The 15,473-nt window shown below is 35.6% G+C and carries 15 protein-coding genes and 1 riboswitch; of the genes, 1 reads left to right on the forward strand and 14 read right to left on the reverse strand.

Annotation, left to right across the window (positions count from 1 at the left end):
- Nucleotides 1–90: 90 nt before the first annotated feature.
- A complete protein-coding gene (locus AN960_RS18755; protein WP_056474726.1) occupies nucleotides 91–348 on the forward strand; it encodes a YgaP family membrane protein in 258 nt (85 codons plus the stop codon).
- Between the two features lie 109 nt (nucleotides 349–457).
- Here AN960_RS18755 and purD read toward each other — a convergent pair whose 3' ends face one another.
- The 14 genes from purD to AN960_RS18820 all read right to left on the reverse strand — a co-directional run bounded on the left by purD (nucleotide 458) and on the right by AN960_RS18820 (nucleotide 15,177).
- Nucleotides 458–1,723, reverse strand: coding sequence for a phosphoribosylamine--glycine ligase (purD, locus tag AN960_RS18760; RefSeq protein WP_056474729.1), 1,266 nt, complete (start codon nucleotides 1,721–1,723; stop codon nucleotides 458–460).
- Nucleotides 1,724–1,742: 19 nt separating this feature from the next.
- Nucleotides 1,743–3,278, reverse strand: a complete 1,536-nt coding sequence (purH, locus tag AN960_RS18765) for a bifunctional phosphoribosylaminoimidazolecarboxamide formyltransferase/IMP cyclohydrolase (protein WP_056474732.1) — start codon at nucleotides 3,276–3,278, stop codon at nucleotides 1,743–1,745.
- Nucleotides 3,279–3,325: 47 nt separating this feature from the next.
- Nucleotides 3,326–3,889 (reverse strand): phosphoribosylglycinamide formyltransferase, encoded by a 564-nt coding sequence (gene purN, locus AN960_RS18770; RefSeq protein WP_056474733.1) that lies wholly within the window; start codon nucleotides 3,887–3,889, stop codon nucleotides 3,326–3,328.
- Complete coding sequence (gene purM / locus AN960_RS18775) at nucleotides 3,889–4,926, reverse strand: phosphoribosylformylglycinamidine cyclo-ligase (protein ID WP_056474735.1); 1,038 nt, start codon at nucleotides 4,924–4,926, stop codon at nucleotides 3,889–3,891. Before purM ends, purN begins: the two co-directional genes overlap by 1 nt.
- A gap of 85 nt (nucleotides 4,927–5,011) precedes the next feature.
- Nucleotides 5,012–6,424, reverse strand: coding sequence for an amidophosphoribosyltransferase (gene purF, locus AN960_RS18780; RefSeq protein ID WP_056474737.1), 1,413 nt, complete (start codon nucleotides 6,422–6,424; stop codon nucleotides 5,012–5,014).
- Complete coding sequence (purL, locus tag AN960_RS18785) at nucleotides 6,409–8,628, reverse strand: phosphoribosylformylglycinamidine synthase subunit PurL (RefSeq protein ID WP_056474740.1); 2,220 nt, start codon at nucleotides 8,626–8,628, stop codon at nucleotides 6,409–6,411. Before purL ends, purF begins: the two co-directional genes overlap by 16 nt.
- Entirely contained in the window at nucleotides 8,612–9,295 is a 684-nt protein-coding gene (gene purQ, locus AN960_RS18790; RefSeq protein ID WP_056474742.1) for a phosphoribosylformylglycinamidine synthase subunit PurQ, read from the reverse strand. The genes purL and purQ overlap by 17 nt, the downstream gene beginning before the upstream one ends.
- Nucleotides 9,292–9,546, reverse strand: a complete 255-nt coding sequence (purS, locus tag AN960_RS18795) for a phosphoribosylformylglycinamidine synthase subunit PurS (protein WP_056474745.1) — start codon at nucleotides 9,544–9,546, stop codon at nucleotides 9,292–9,294. Before purS ends, purQ begins: the two co-directional genes overlap by 4 nt.
- Nucleotides 9,534–10,256 carry a phosphoribosylaminoimidazolesuccinocarboxamide synthase gene (purC, locus tag AN960_RS18800; protein ID WP_056474748.1) on the reverse strand — a complete coding sequence of 241 codons (723 nt, stop codon included), beginning with the start codon at nucleotides 10,254–10,256 and terminating at the stop codon, nucleotides 9,534–9,536. Before purC ends, purS begins: the two co-directional genes overlap by 13 nt.
- Nucleotides 10,257–10,371: 115 nt before the next feature.
- Complete coding sequence (gene purB, locus AN960_RS18805; protein WP_056474751.1) at nucleotides 10,372–11,667, reverse strand: adenylosuccinate lyase; 1,296 nt, start codon at nucleotides 11,665–11,667, stop codon at nucleotides 10,372–10,374.
- Nucleotides 11,664–12,812 (reverse strand): 5-(carboxyamino)imidazole ribonucleotide synthase, encoded by a 1,149-nt coding sequence (gene purK / locus AN960_RS18810; RefSeq protein ID WP_056474754.1) that lies wholly within the window; start codon nucleotides 12,810–12,812, stop codon nucleotides 11,664–11,666. The genes purB and purK overlap by 4 nt, the downstream gene beginning before the upstream one ends.
- Nucleotides 12,809–13,294 carry a 5-(carboxyamino)imidazole ribonucleotide mutase gene (gene purE / locus AN960_RS18815; protein WP_056474757.1) on the reverse strand — a complete coding sequence of 162 codons (486 nt, stop codon included), beginning with the start codon at nucleotides 13,292–13,294 and terminating at the stop codon, nucleotides 12,809–12,811. Before purE ends, purK begins: the two co-directional genes overlap by 4 nt.
- 133 nt (nucleotides 13,295–13,427) lie before the next feature.
- Nucleotides 13,428–13,529, reverse strand: a riboswitch (purine riboswitch).
- Nucleotides 13,530–13,779: 250 nt separating this feature from the next.
- On the reverse strand, nucleotides 13,780–13,902 hold the full coding sequence (locus AN960_RS25165; RefSeq protein ID WP_286131750.1) for a hypothetical protein: 123 nt from the start codon (nucleotides 13,900–13,902) through the stop codon (nucleotides 13,780–13,782).
- A gap of 177 nt (nucleotides 13,903–14,079) precedes the next feature.
- A complete protein-coding gene (locus AN960_RS18820; RefSeq protein ID WP_056474761.1) occupies nucleotides 14,080–15,177 on the reverse strand; it encodes a PRK06851 family protein in 1,098 nt (365 codons plus the stop codon).
- Nucleotides 15,178–15,473: the final 296 nt, after the last annotated feature.

Genomic DNA, 15,473 nt, shown 5'->3' on the forward strand with positions numbered 1-15,473 from the left:
CTAATTGTTTCCTATGATATTGAAACAATTAAAGGGAAAAATGGTAAAGAGTGATTTAATCACTGATACTTATTATAAGGGGAGTTACTGTTGAGACCAAATATTAGCATAATAAATGCACTTATACGTATAACTGCTGGCTTAACAATTTTAGCTTACGGCACAGCAAAGCTTACACGCAGAAGATGTAGTAATTCTGTAATCATTTTGATCATAATCGGTGCCATGAAAGTTGCAGAGGGAGTATTACGTTTTTGCCCAATGACTGCTCTAGGTAAGAAATGTAAGATTATGGCAGATAAACACGACGAGGGAGATACATTCGAAGATTGCATTCAACCTTCATAAAAGTAGTTTATCAAAAATGGAGTAGATTGTATAGATAAAAATAGAACACTAGTTCTTATTTAAACAAGAAATAGGGTCGTCATTGATGATTAATGACGACCCTTTCTTTCTAATTATTTACTTTAATTGCTTTATGACCTATATCGTGGCGATAGAATAAGCCTGTTGATTGAATCGTATCAATTTGCTTATATACATTTTCGCAAGCTTCATTAATGGAGCTCCCTTTATGTGCAATAATTAATACCCTTCCACCATTTGTAACAAATTCATTATTTTCAAGTTTTGTACCTGCGTGGAAAGCCATCGTTTCATTACTGACATTATTTAATCCAGTTATGACAGCACCTTTTTCAGGAACTTCAGGATATCCATTTGCAGCAAGTACTACTCCAACAACAGCATCCTCTGACCATTCTAAATGGATCTCTTCTTCATTTAATATTCCTAACAATACTTCAGCTAACTCGCTCTCTAAACGAGGTAATACAACTTCAGTCTCCGGATCCCCAAATCTTGCATTAAACTCGATTACTTTAGGTCCCTGGCTTGTTAACATTAAACCTGCATATAGTATTCCAGTAAAATGTCTTCCTTCAGAAATCATTGCTTCTGCGACTGGTACTACTATTTCTTTTAAAGATTGTTCAACAACTGACTCTGAGATTTGTGGTACTGGCGAATACGCACCCATACCACCAGTATTAGGTCCTTTGTCTCCATCATAAGCACGTTTATGGTCTTGTGCGATTACCATAGGATAAACCTTATTCCCATTAACAAACGACATTAGCGAGAACTCTTCACCCTCTAAATATTCTTCAATTACTACAGATGCACTTGCATCGCCGTACTTTTCATCAAGTAGCATGTCATGAAGGCTGATGATTGCTTCTTCAATTGTCATCGCTACAACTACACCTTTACCAGCTGCTAATCCATCAGCTTTAATAACGATCGGTGCACCAACTTTTTCAACATATGCTTTTGCTTCTTCAAAATTAGTAAACGTTTCATAAGCTGCAGTCGGGATCGAATATTTTTTCATTAAATCCTTTGTAAAGCTTTTACTTCCTTCAATAATTGCCGCTTCTTTAGTTGGACCAAAAATCTTTAAATTAGCAGCTCGAAAATCATTTACAATTCCGTTCATTAAAGGAACTTCAGGACCAACGATTGTTAAATCAATTTCTTCATTTTTTGCAAATGCAATAAGTGCTTCATGGTCACTTTCATCAATATTGACAAGTGTTGCAACATCAATCATTCCATCGTTTCCTGGAGCAACAAATACGTCTGTTACATTCTCCGATTGATTTACCTTCCAAGCAATTGTATGCTCACGGCCTCCGCGACCAATGACTAATACTTTCATCTTGTCATCTCCTTATTTCTTAATGTTTAAAGTGACGAACCCCTGTAAAGACCATTGCAATTCCATATTCATCAGCTTTTTTAATTGAATCTTCATCTTTGATCGATCCGCCTGGTTGAATAATTGCTGTAATACCAGCTTTAGCCGCTGCTTCTACTGTATCATTCATAGGGAAAAATGCATCTGAAGCTAATGCCGCGCCATTTGATTTTTCACCAGCTTGTTCAATCGCAATTTTTGCAGCTCCAACGCGATTCATTTGACCTGCACCAACACCGATTGTCATATGATCTTTTGCTAAAACAATCGCATTTGATTTAACATGCTTTACAACTTTCCAACCTAATTTTAAATTCTCCCACTCTTCTTCAGTCGGTTGACGTTTTGTAGGGACTGTAATTGTTGCTTCATCTAATCCAAATGTATCCATATCTTGACGTAATAAGCCACCATGAACTGTCGTTAATTTAGGTGCAAACGTAGGCTTAGTTTCTAAGTCCAATGTTAATAAACGTAAGTTCTTTTTACTAGTTAAGATTTCTAAAGCCTCTTCACTGAATGAAGGAGCGATAATAATTTCTAAGAATAATTCATGCATTTTCTTTGCTGTTGCAGCATCAACTTCACGGTTTGTCGCAATAATTCCTCCAAAAATTGAAACTGGGTCAGCAGTATAAGCACGATCATAAGCTTCTTCAATTGAAGTGCCTTCGCCTACTCCACATGGATTCATGTGTTTTACAGCGACAACAGCTGGATTAGAGAATTCGCGTACAATATTTAATGCTTCATTTGCATCGTTAATATTGTTATAAGAAAGCTCTTTACCATGTAATTGTTCTGCATAAGCAATTGATGAAACTGTTGGCATTGGAGCACGATAGAATGTCGCTTTTTGGTGAGGATTTTCACCATATCGTAAAGATTGTTTTAATTCGTAAGTAACAGTATAGCTTTCAGGATTTTCTTCTCCTACTTGCTCTGTTAAATAATTAGAAATTAATGAATCATAAGCTGCAGTATGACGGAAAACTTTAGCAGCTAATCGACGGTTCGTTTCAATAGAAACCGAATTATTTTCAGCTAACTCAGCTAAAATTACTTCATAATCTGTTGGATCAACTACTACAGATACAAACTCATGATTTTTAGCTGCTGAACGAAGCATTGTAGGGCCACCGATATCGATATTTTCAATTGCATCTTCAAATGTAACATCAGGCTTCATAATTGTTTCTTTAAACGGATATAAATTTACACAAACTAAATCAATTGGCTGAATACCTAACTCGTTCATTTGACGCATATGTTCTTCATTTGAACGAACGCCTAGTAAACCTCCGTGAATTGAAGGATGTAATGTTTTTACACGACCATCCATAATTTCTGGAAAGTTAGTTACTTCTGAAATACCAATTACATTTAATCCAGCATCTTTTAATAAATTAAAAGTTCCACCTGTTGAAATAACTTCAAAATCATGTTTAATTAATCCACTTACAAATTCAATAATACCTTGTTTATCTGAAACGCTAACTAAAGCTCGTTTTTTCATGATACATTCCCCTATCTAATCGATTTCATGCTCTATATCTAATCTAGTTAACTAAACAATTTTTTTAGTGTTTGCACATATAAAACATGCTCGACACTATGAACCTTCTGCTCAAGTGATTCCTTAGAATCTCCCTTTTCAATTAGAATTTCTTCTTGCGCAATAATTGGACCAGTATCCATTCCTTCATCGACATAATGAACCGTTACTCCAGTCGATTCGACACCAGCTAGGAGAGCTTGACCAATTGCGTCTTTTCCAGGAAATAATGGTAGAAATGAAGGATGAATATTTACAATTTTCCCAGGAAATGAGTCTAAAATTGTCGGACCAATTAATCTCATATAGCCAGCTAATACAATAAATTCGACATTTAACTCTTTAAGATGGGCAATAATTTCACCTTCATACTGCTCTTTTGATTCATAGTTTTTCGCTGAAAATATAAATGATGGAATATTTGCTTGCTTTGCTCGTTCGATACAAAATGCATTTGGACGATCACAAACAAGTAATTTCACTTCAGCATTCACTTCTCCGCTTAGAGTTGCGTCAAGAATGGCTTGAAAGTTACTGCCATTTCCTGATGCAAATACGGCAATCTTCTTCATTACAGAGAACCTCCGCCAAAGGTAACACCTTCACCTGCTTTTGTTCTTCCGATAATAAATACTTTTTCTCCGTCTTCTTCTAATAGTTTAATAGTGTCATGTAAGTTCTCTTCATTAACCGCAAGAACCATACCAATACCCATATTAAAAATATTAAACATTTCTTCGCGCTTCAATTCACCAGTCTCTTCTAATAAATCAAAGATTGGTTGAATTGGCCATGAACCGTAATCAATTTCTGCTCCGATTCCTTCTGGAAGCATTCTAGGGATATTTTCAATAAACCCACCACCAGTAATATGTGCCATACCTTTTACTTCAAATTTTTTCAGGACATTTAAAATTGGTTTTACATAAATTTTAGTTGGGCGTAGTAGTTCTTCGCCTAAAGTATGACCTAATTTATCAATGTGTTGATCAAGCGTTAAGCCACCTTTTTCTAATAAAACCTTACGAACTAGAGAATATCCATTACTATGGATCCCGTTTGATGAGATTCCTAATAAGATATCTCCTGCTTTAATGTTTTGACCTGTTACAAGCTTCGACTTGTCAGCAATTCCTACCGCAAAACCAGCAACGTCATATTCATCTTCTGGATACATACCAGGCATTTCAGCAGTTTCTCCTCCGACTAAAGCGCAGCCTGCTTGTACGCAACCATCAGATACACCTTTTACAATTTGCTCAATTCGTTCAGGTACAGCCTTTCCAACTGCTAAGTAATCTAGGAAAAATAAAGGCTCCGCTCCTTGAACCACAATATCATTCACACACATCGCGACTGCATCAATGCCAATCGTATCGTGACGGTCCATTTGGAAAGCTAATTTTAATTTTGTTCCTACTCCATCTGTCCCTGATACAAGAACTGGTTCTTTAAGGTTGAATTTGGAAAGATCAAACATTCCTCCAAATCCTCCTAATCCACCAAGAACTTCTTGACGCATTGTTTTTTGAACGTGTTTCTTCATTCTGTTCACTGCTTCATAGCCAGCTTCGATATCTACTCCAGCTTGTTTATATGCATTCGCCATGTGATGATTTCCCCTTTCAGTTCCTTATGAATAGATTCAATTGAAAAGAGGCGGCGACTTTGCTCACCGCCTCTGTTTTTTAATATTAATTATGAGAATGTACTAATTCATTTTCATCATAGATCACTGTTGGATACTTCCCTGTAAAGCAAGCAGTACATTGACCTCTATTTGGTCCTTCGTGATTTCTACCAATAGCATTTAGTAATCCTTCTAGACTAATAAATTCTAATGAATCTGCGCCAATTTCTTCGCAAATTTCTTCTATTGTATTAGTTGCAGCAATTAACTCTTCTCTTGTTGAAGTGTCAATACCGTAATAGCAAGGATTTTTCAATGGTGGTGCGCCAATACGGACATGAACTTCACTTGCACCTGCATCACGTAACATTTGTACGATTCGGCGGCTTGTAGTTCCACGAACGATTGAATCATCTACCATTACTACTCGTTTCCCCTCAACGATCGAACGAACTGGAGAAAGTTTCATTTTAACCCCTTGCTCTCTAAGTTCTTGAGAAGGTTGAATAAATGTTCGAGCTACATAACGATTTTTAATCAATCCAAGTTCATATGGAATGCCAGACTCTTCTGCATAACCAACTGCTGCTGAAATACTTGAATCAGGAACACCGATTACTACGTCTGCTTCAACAGGAGCTTCTTTAGCTAATACACGCCCCATATTTTTACGTGCAGCATGAACATTGATATTATCAATATTGCTATCAGGACGAGAGAAATAAATATATTCCATACTACAAATAGTGTGATTAACTGATGAAGTAAATTGATCAGTTTCGACTCCATTATCTGAAATAATAAGTAATTCTCCCGGATTAATATCTCGAATATATTTCGCTCCGACTACATCGAATGCACATGTCTCTGAAGCTACAACATAAGCGTCACCTAGTTTAGCTAATGCCAATGGTCTAAAACCATTAGGATCTAGCGCTACATACATTGCATCTTTTGTTAGAACTAAGTAAGCGAAAGCTCCTTTGATCATATTTAAAGATGCTTTAATGCTATCTTTGATTGGAGCAGAGCCATTACGTTTAATTAAATGAGCAAGTACTTCAGTATCAGAAGTAGTTTGAAAAATACTACCTTGCATCTCTAAATCTTTACGTAATCTTGAAGCATTTACTAAATTACCGTTATGGGCAAGAGCAATGCTTCCTGTATGCGATTGGAATAATAGAGGCTGAACATTTTCATAACCGCCTCCGCCTGCAGTTGCATAACGAACATGACCAATAGCAGCTTTTCCGTGCAAATCATTTAATTGACCTTTACTGAAAACTTCTGTTATTAAGCCGAGTCCTTTTGCACCTTCAAGCTCATCCCCATTCGTTACAACAATTCCAGCTCCTTCTTGGCCTCTGTGTTGTAAGCTATGAAGACCATAGTAGGAGATTTGGGCAGCATCAGTATGCCCCCAAATTCCAAATATTCCACACTCTTCGTTTAGTCCTTTTATTTCAGCAAGCATGGGATCGCCTCTTTCCAAGCTTGTTTCAGTTCCTCAACTGAAGCATGAAGAACTGTTTCATTATTTTCATTACGAACTGTTACTGATTTTTCTTCTGTAACTGTACCGATTAACTTTGCATCTACTAATGCTTCGAATTGTTCTTTATGTTCAGGTTTTACTGAAAGTAAGAAACGTGATTGAGTTTCGCTAAATAATGAAACAACCTCATTTCCTTCAATCGTAATAGTTGCACCAACTTCTGACGGACCAAATGTGCTTTCTGCAATCGCTACAGCTAAACCACCCTCAGAAATATCGTGAGCTGAAGCAACTACACCCGCTTGAATAGCAGCAAGAACTTGCTCTTGGCGACTAGATTCAACAGCTAAATCAATACTTGGTGCTTTACCAAAGATTTTGCCATTTAATAATTTTTGAAGCTCACTTCCACCGAATTCAGCTTCTGCTCCGCCGATTACATAAATTAAATCGCCAGCTGTTTTAAAGTTTTGAGTCGTGATATGCTCGACATCTTCAATTAGACCTACCATACCAACTACAGGAGTTGGGTAAACTGCTTCACCATTTGTTTCGTTATATAATGATACGTTACCACCAATTACTGGAGTACTTAATACATTACAAGCTTCACTCATACCATCTGTTGCTTTTTCTAACTGCCAGAAAATCTCAGGTTTTTCAGGATTTCCGAAGTTTAAGCAATCTGTAATTGCAAGAGGACGAGCTCCTGAACAAATTACATTACGTGCTGCTTCTGCTACTGCAATTTTCCCACCAACTTCAGGGTCTAAATATAAGTAGCGTGCATTACAGTCAGTTGTCATTGCTAGAGCTTTTTTTGTATCACGAATTCTGATTACTGCAGCATCAGAACCTGGAGCAACTACTGTATTTGTACGAACCATATAATCATACTGACCGTAAACCCACTCTTTACTTGCGATTGTAGGTTGAGAAAGTAATTGTTTTAACGTTTCTTTTGAATCACTAATTTCAGGAATATAGTTTTCCATCGCTTGGAACTCACCATAATATGCAGGTTCAGTTGATGGTTTATGATATACTGGAGCTTCCTCAGCAAGAGCATCTACAGGTAATTCTGCTACAACCTCACCTTTATGAAGTAAGCGAAGCATCTTATCATCTGTAACACGTCCTACAGAAACTGCATGTAGATCATACTTTTCAAATAAGTCTACGATTTCTTGCTCTCTACCTTTTTCTACAACTAGTAACATACGTTCTTGAGATTCTGATAGCATCATTTCGTAAGCTGACATACCAGCTTCACGTTGTGGAACTAAATCAAGATTCATCTCAATTCCCATTCCTGCTTTTGAAGCCATCTCAGCAGATGAAGATGTTAATCCAGCTGCACCCATATCTTGAATACCAACAAGAGCATCATTTTGAACAACTTCTAAACATGCTTCAAGTAATAACTTCTCCATAAATGGATCGCCTACTTGTACCGCTGGGCGTTTTTCATCAGATGCATCAGATAACTCTTCGGAAGCAAATGTTGCACCGTGAATTCCATCACGACCAGTTGAAGCACCAACGTACATTACTGTATTTCCAGCACCATGCGCTTGACCTTTTTTAATATCTTTATGATTGATTAATCCAACACACATTGCGTTTACTAAAGGATTGCCTTCGTAACATGGATCGAAGTTTACTTCCCCACCAACTGTTGGAATACCAATACAGTTTCCGTAACCAGCAATACCTGCAACAACTTCTTCAAATAAATATTTAACTCTTGGAGTTTCTAATTCACCAAATCGTAATGAATTTAGAAGTGCAACAGGACGTGCTCCCATTGAAAATACATCACGAATAATTCCACCTACACCAGTTGCAGCACCTTGGTATGGTTCAATTGCAGAAGGGTGATTATGGCTTTCGATTTTAAATACTACAGCTTGCTCATCGCCAATATCAACAATACCTGCTCCTTCACCTGGTCCTTGTAAAACATGCTCACCGCTTATTGGGAATTTACGTAATAACGGTTTAGAGTTTTTATAACTACAATGTTCAGACCACATTACTGAGAATAATCCAAGCTCTGTATAGTTCGGATTGCGACCAATAATTGATTTGACTAATTGAAACTCTTCATCAGTTAATCCCATAGTGGCATAAATTCTATCATTTTCAATTTGAATTGGATTTGGCTCAAGAAGTAACGACATGGTTTTCCCTCCAGTTTCTTACAATCGAACGAAATAGTTGAAGTCCGTCTGCTGAGCCTAATAATACATCAACTGCACGCTCAGGGTGTGGCATCATTCCTAATACATTTCCTTTTTCATTAACAATACCTGCGATATCATCTAAACTACCATTTGGATTATTTTGATAACGGAAAATTATCTGATTATTACTTTTAAGTGATTCGTATGTTTCTTGATCGCAATAGTAATTTCCTTCACCATGTGCGATTGGTACTGTAATTACTTGACCTTTTTCATAACCAGTTGTAAACATTGATTCATTGTTTTCAACAACTAGCTCAACAGGCTTACACATAAATTTTAATTTCTCATTACGTCTAAGAGTACCTGGTAGTAGACCTGCTTCAGTTAGGATTTGGAATCCATTACACACGCCAAATACTGGTTTACCTTCAGCAGCTGCTTTCTTCACGGCATCCATCACGTTTGCAAAGCCTGCAATTGCGCCAGAGCGTAAGTAATCTCCATATGAGAAGCCACCTGGTAATAAGATACCATCAAATTCATCTAAATTCGTTGAATCATGCCATACGTATTCTACTTCTTCGCCTAACTCATCTTTGATTGCATGATACATATCAACATCACAATTTGAGCCCGGGAACACAATTACTGCAAACTTCACTGTGCGACTACCTCCTCTACCTCATAACGATAATCTTCAATTACGATGTTTGCTAATAACTTTTCACACATTTCTTTTACAGCAGTATCTAAATCTGCAACATTTTTATCAATCAATAATTCCATATATTTACCGATACGAACATCTTGAACTTCGCTAAAATTCATGCTATGAAGTGCGTTTTTAACTGCATTTCCTTGTGGATCTAAAACACTTTCTCTTAATGTAACGAATACTCTTACTTTGAACATGATAATCCCCCTAAGCGTTTTAAAATTTCTTCGTATCCATCTGTTAAGTTACCTAAATCTCTACGGAATACATCTTTATCAAATTTCGCGTTTGTATCTTTATCCCATAATCGGCAAGTATCTGGTGAAATCTCATCAGCTAACAAAATTGTTCCATCATTTAATTTGCCAAACTCTAATTTAAAATCGACTAATCGAACATTACATGCATTAAACTGTTCTACTAGTACATCATTAACACGGAGAGCAATCTCTTTAATTGTTTCAAGATCTTCAGTTGTTGCTAGTTTAAGTGCAGCGATATGATCTTCATTAATAATCGGATCACCTAAATCATCACGTTTGTAATAAAACTCGATGATTGGTTTTTCTAACTTAACACCTTCATCTAATCCCATGCGTTTCGATAAGCTTCCAGCAACGATATTTCTAACAACTACTTCAATTGGTACAATTGTTACTCGTTTTACAAGTTGTTCAAGTTCTGATGTTTTTTCTACGAAATGAGATGCAATACCTGATTCCATTAACTTTGAAAATAGTAAACTAGTAATCGCATTATTCAAGCGACCTTTACCAGCAATTTCTGCTTTCTTTTCACCGTTAAATGCAGTTGCTGAATCTTTGTACTCAACTCTTACAATTTCAGGATTCTCAGTTGAGAAAATTCTTTTTGCTTTTCCCTCATACAACATTACTTGCTCTGCCATGCTAACAATGCCTCCCATATCCTCATTTAAACACCCAATAGAATTTATGCTTTATCTGTTATTTGAATTGTTTGGCTAAGAATTTTTTTCTCTAATCTTAGCCAAACAATATTTATTAATTTAATCCTAAGCGTTCAAAAATTGTATCGACTTGACTTAAGTGGTAGCTGTAGTCGAAGCAATCATTAATTTCTTCTTGAGATAATAAAGAAGTAATTTTATCCTCTGCTTCTACAAGCTCTTTAAATTGTACTTGAGTTTCCCAAGCTTCCATTGCTTTTGGTTGAACAGTGTCATAAGCTTCTTCACGTGACATTCCTTTTTCAATTAAAGCAAGAAGTACACGTTGAGAATAAATTAATCCGTAAGTACGGTCCATATTACGTTTCATATTCTCAGGGAATACAGTAAGGTTTTTAACAATATTTCCAAATCGATTTAACATGTAATTTAAAAGTATTGTTGCATCCGGTAAGATGATTCTTTCCGCAGATGAATGTGAGATATCTCTTTCATGCCAAAGTGATACATTTTCATAAGCTGTGACCATATGACCTCTAATTACACGAGCTAAACCTGTCATGTTTTCAGATCCAATTGGATTACGTTTATGTGGCATTGCAGAAGAGCCTTTTTGACCTTTTGCAAAGAATTCTTCAACTTCTCTTGTTTCACTTTTTTGTAATCCACGTACTTCAGTTGCAAACTTCTCAATTGAAGTTGCAATTAAAGATAATGTTGCCATGTAGTGAGCATGACGATCACGTTGTAATGTTTGAGTTGAAATTGGAGCTGCTTGAATTCCTAACTTTTCACAAACATACGCTTCAACAAATGGAGGAATATTTGCGTATGTTCCAACAGCGCCTGAGATTTTACCTACACGAACTGTTTCAACCGCATTCTTAAATCTCTCTAAGTTACGTTTCATTTCTTCTGTCCATAAAGCAAGTTTTAAACCAAAAGTAGTTGGTTCTGCATGTACACCGTGAGTACGTCCCATCATTACTGTGTACTTATGTTCTTTAGCTTTCGTTTCAAGAATTCCAATGAAATTCTCTAAATCTTTAAATAAGATATCATTTGCCTGGTGTAGTAAGTATGAAAGTGCTGTGTCTACTACATCAGTTGAAGTTAAGCCATAATGTACCCATTTACGTTCGTCGCCTAATGTTTCAGAAACTGCACGAGTAAATGCAACTACGTCATGACGTGTTTCTTTTTCAATTTCATAAATTCGGTTTATATCGAAAGAAGCTTTTTCGCGTAACACTTTTACGTCTTCTTTAGGAATATCTCCTAATTCAGCCCATGCTTCACATGCTAAGATTTCAACTTCTAACCAAGCTTTAAATTTGTTTTCTTCTGTCCAAATTGCTGCCATTTCTGGGCGTGAATAACGTTCAATCATATTTTTACCTCCACCGGGTTTTGTTCCCAAATCCCTAACTCTTTTACTTTTTGCATCGCTAGTTCTGTTGATGCTGCCATTATATTAATATGTCCCATTTTACGGCCTTTTTTGCTTTCTTCTTTACCATAAAGATGGACATTTAATGTACTATCATTTTGCATTACATTCAATACTTCTTCAACATGTTCACCTAATATATTCACCATCACAACAGGTTTTAGTAATTCCGTATTTCCTAATGGTAAATTACAAACCGCTCGAATATGTTGCTTAAACTGTGATGTTTCAACTGCCTCCATCGTATAGTGTCCTGTATTATGTGGACGCGGAGCTAATTCATTAATATAAACCTGCTCATCTTCTGTTACAAATAACTCAATTGCTAAAACACCTACAAGATGAAATGAGCTAGCTACTTTTTTTGCATAGTTCTCTGCTGTTTCTATTACTAATGTTGAGGTATTTGCTGGTACAGATGAAGTATGCAGAATTTGATTTATATGAACATTCTCTGCTATTGGAAACGTATTTACTTCTCCATTACTATTTCTTGCGACAATTATTGACAATTCTTTTTCAAAAGGAACCCAGCCCTCAAGAATACATTGCTGTTTTTTAACAAGTTCTAATGCTACAACAAAGTCTTCTTCAGATCTTAAAACAACTTGCCCTTTTCCATCATAACCACCTGTTGTCGTTTTCAAAACAGCTGGTAAACCTATTTTCGTAACAGCTTCAGAAAATTGCTCTTCATTTTCTACTAGTCGAAACGGGGCAACCTTTATGCCTAAATTTTGAATAGCTGTTTTTTCAGTTAATCTATTTCGTGTTAACTTTAATAACTCACTGCCTTGAGGTAAATAAGAATGTTCATCTAAATACTCAAGTGCGTTTACATCAATATTTTCAAATTCATATGTTATAACATCACTTACTTTCGCAAGCTGTTTAATTGCTTCTATATTAGAATACTCAGCCGTAATCTCTATATCAGATACTTGCCCACAAGGCGAGTTTGGAGTAGGATCTAAAACAGCTATTTTATAGCCCATCTCTTTCGCTGAAAGCGCCATCATTCTTCCAAGTTGGCCGCCTCCGATGATTCCTATTGTTTGTCCTGGTAGAATTACTTTGCTATTCATAGTGATTCACTGCTTTCTAGAACTTGTTTAGTAGTGTTTTCACGACGAGTTTCTAATGCTAAATAAACTTCTTGATCTTGGATACTTAATACTTGAGCTGCAAGTAAGCCTGCATTCGTCGCACCTGCTTTACCAATTGCAACAGTTGCAACAGGTACTCCACCTGGCATTTGTACAATTGATAATAATGAATCTAATCCATTTAAAGCTTTTGATTGTACTGGTACACCAATTACTGGAAGTGTCGTTTTTGCTGCTACCATTCCTGGTAAGTGAGCAGCCCCGCCTGCACCTGCAATAATTACTTTAATACCACGTTCTCTAGCTGATTCTGCATACTCAAACATTAAATCTGGTGTACGATGTGCCGAAACAACTCGTTTCTCATAGTTAATATTCAACTCTTCTAACACATCACAAGTATGTTTCATTGTTTCCCAATCACTTGTACTCCCCATAATGACACCAACTACCGGTTTCATCTGCTTATCCCCCAAGTTTATTCGCTATTTTTTTATGTTTATCATAAATTTTAAACAAAAAACGCCTAAATAGATTTATCCCTCTATGGTGAGGAAAGATAATCTACTTAGGCGTATACTTAAATACGTACACGTGTGATTAACTTCCCCTCATAGTCCAGTAATTTAAGGTTACTAGGTAGAAACTTTTGGGCCATATTCCCAAACTTATATGAGGTTTGCTAAATTTCCTATCTCTATAGTATCAATTTATCATATTTATTTCAATAAAATATGAATGATTTTATAAAAAAATATTTTAATGTTCGTGTTTTACTTAGTTTTTCACATTCTATGTTGTCTATTTAGATTAAATTACACATAGCTAATGTAATTTTTTTAATTCTTATTCGCATTTTATAATAGCGAATAATTAATGAAGAACAAAAAAGCTATCTATCCCTATAATAAATAGGTAAGATAGCTTTTTCAATTCTTGACTTTTATCAATGAACCGTTACTTTAGTTGGATTTGATGTTACTTTAAATCCATCTTTCGTTACTACAGCAGCAGAGATATAATACGTGCCGTTTGATAGAGCTGCTTTTGGAACCCATTTTGTGTGCACTTCTTTTTCATTTTTATATTCAAATGAAAAATTTATTATTGGTATTCTTAATCGTAAAAATTCTAAATAATAACACGAAATATATATAAATACGTACTATTGATTTTTTAATGATTCTCTTACTCCAAAATTAAAAAGGTGAACCCATTTGGTTACACCTTTACGAAATTAAAAATGCTAATTTTTTATAATACCTTCAATTTCTTCTATTAATTCACTCTGTATTTTATCAACTTTTGCAAAGTCCATAGCTCCAATATAGATCGCTTCTAATTCATCTCTAAGAACTTTAGCTTCCGCTAGATAAGATATTGCTTCTTTCATTTTATCCTTATATGATTTTGTTGTTCTATCTATTTCAGCAGCGTATTTCTCATCAGTTCCCGGTGTGATGCATCTTTCGTACATATCAATAATCTCATCATTTTCACGATCAGGAAAATATTCATGGGGTGCTGTACTGTCAAAAATCGCAATGCCTTGTTCCGGAATAATTACCATATCAAGGCTGTTTGGATCAAATCCACAATGATAAATCTCAACATCAAATCCTCGTTCTTCTCCTGCAGCTGCTATTTTCTTTAACATTGTTGATTTACCGGAACCAGCTCTACCTTTAATAAAATATCTCTTTTCGATATCTTCTGTTAAATTTTGAATATAATCAACCGCGCCACTTGGAGTTGCTGCACCTAAAAATCTATGTTTTACTTTTGAGACTTTTTCAGTATTGCTGTGACTACCATAAAAAAGCGCAATCAACTCGTTAGTCAGTTTATTTGCCTCTACAAAGTCCATATTGGAAATATAAACTGTTTCAATTTCATCATGAGCCTTTAATGAAGCAGCAAATGTATCATAAGCGGTTTGAAACTTCTTAGAAATTTCATCATTTAGTGATAGTATTGCTTCCTTGTGTACGGATAATTTCTTAGAATCCCAAGCAACACCTAAATTCACATATTCCTCAATAACTCCTGGAGCTTTTGGTTCAATTACATGTGGAGCTGTTCCATCTACTATACCTATTTGAAATTTCGGGATAATTAAGCCATCAACTGAATTAGTGTCTGAAGAACAATGTAAATATTCAATATCAATTCCCTTATTTACAATCATTTCTCCAATTGTTTTCATTAATGTTGATTTCCCAGTACCTGGACCGCCTTTTAGAATGAATAGTTTATCTAAATCCTCTAAAGCTGAGTCATAGAGATTATAAAACCCTTTTGCAGTATTACCTCCTGCATAGTAATTGAGTATTTTTCCTCTCATCTTTTTCCCTCCATTCAATCTAAGTTATGTAGATATATAATTAAGGGTGTTTGCCCAGCATTAATATTATTATTTACTTTATTAATTTTTAATAAAAGTAAATTAACTTTTTAATTTTTTATCCGACCATGTTTTGATTCTTAAGCTTATCTTTTAGACTTACATATTTTCTCTCCATATTTAAAGTCATGATAAGAACTGACATTCCCAAATTTGAACACAAAAAAAGCATCAACTTAATAGCTGATGCTTTTCGTTTACCAGGCGACGTTCTACTCTCACAGGGGGAAACCCCC

Source organism: Bacillus sp. FJAT-25509 (assembly GCF_001420605.1).
Taxonomy (GTDB): Bacteria; Bacillota; Bacilli; order Bacillales; family Bacillaceae_G; genus Gottfriedia.

Bases quoted from the DNA above. Each gene is read 5' to 3' on its own strand.
- purD (WP_056474729.1), bottom strand. From the start codon at position 1,723: ATGAAAGTATTAGTCATTGGTCGCGGAGGCCGTGAGCATACAATTGCT.
- purH (WP_056474732.1), bottom strand. From the start codon at position 3,278: ATGAAAAAACGAGCTTTAGTTAGCGTTTCAGATAAACAAGGTATTATT.
- purN (WP_056474733.1), bottom strand. From the start codon at position 3,889: ATGAAGAAGATTGCCGTATTTGCATCAGGAAATGGCAGTAACTTTCAA.
- purM (WP_056474735.1), bottom strand. From the start codon at position 4,926: ATGGCGAATGCATATAAACAAGCTGGAGTAGATATCGAAGCTGGCTAT.
- purF (WP_056474737.1), bottom strand. From the start codon at position 6,424: ATGCTTGCTGAAATAAAAGGACTAAACGAAGAGTGTGGAATATTTGGA.
- purL (WP_056474740.1), bottom strand. From the start codon at position 8,628: ATGTCGTTACTTCTTGAGCCAAATCCAATTCAAATTGAAAATGATAGA.
- purS (WP_056474745.1), bottom strand. From the start codon at position 9,546: ATGTTCAAAGTAAGAGTATTCGTTACATTAAGAGAAAGTGTTTTAGAT.
- purC (WP_056474748.1), bottom strand. From the start codon at position 10,256: ATGGCAGAGCAAGTAATGTTGTATGAGGGAAAAGCAAAAAGAATTTTC.
- purB (WP_056474751.1), bottom strand. From the start codon at position 11,667: ATGATTGAACGTTATTCACGCCCAGAAATGGCAGCAATTTGGACAGAA.
- purK (WP_056474754.1), bottom strand. From the start codon at position 12,812: ATGAATAGCAAAGTAATTCTACCAGGACAAACAATAGGAATCATCGGA.
- purE (WP_056474757.1), bottom strand. From the start codon at position 13,294: ATGAAACCGGTAGTTGGTGTCATTATGGGGAGTACAAGTGATTGGGAA.
- AN960_RS18820 (WP_056474761.1), bottom strand. From the start codon at position 15,177: ATGAGAGGAAAAATACTCAATTACTATGCAGGAGGTAATACTGCAAAA.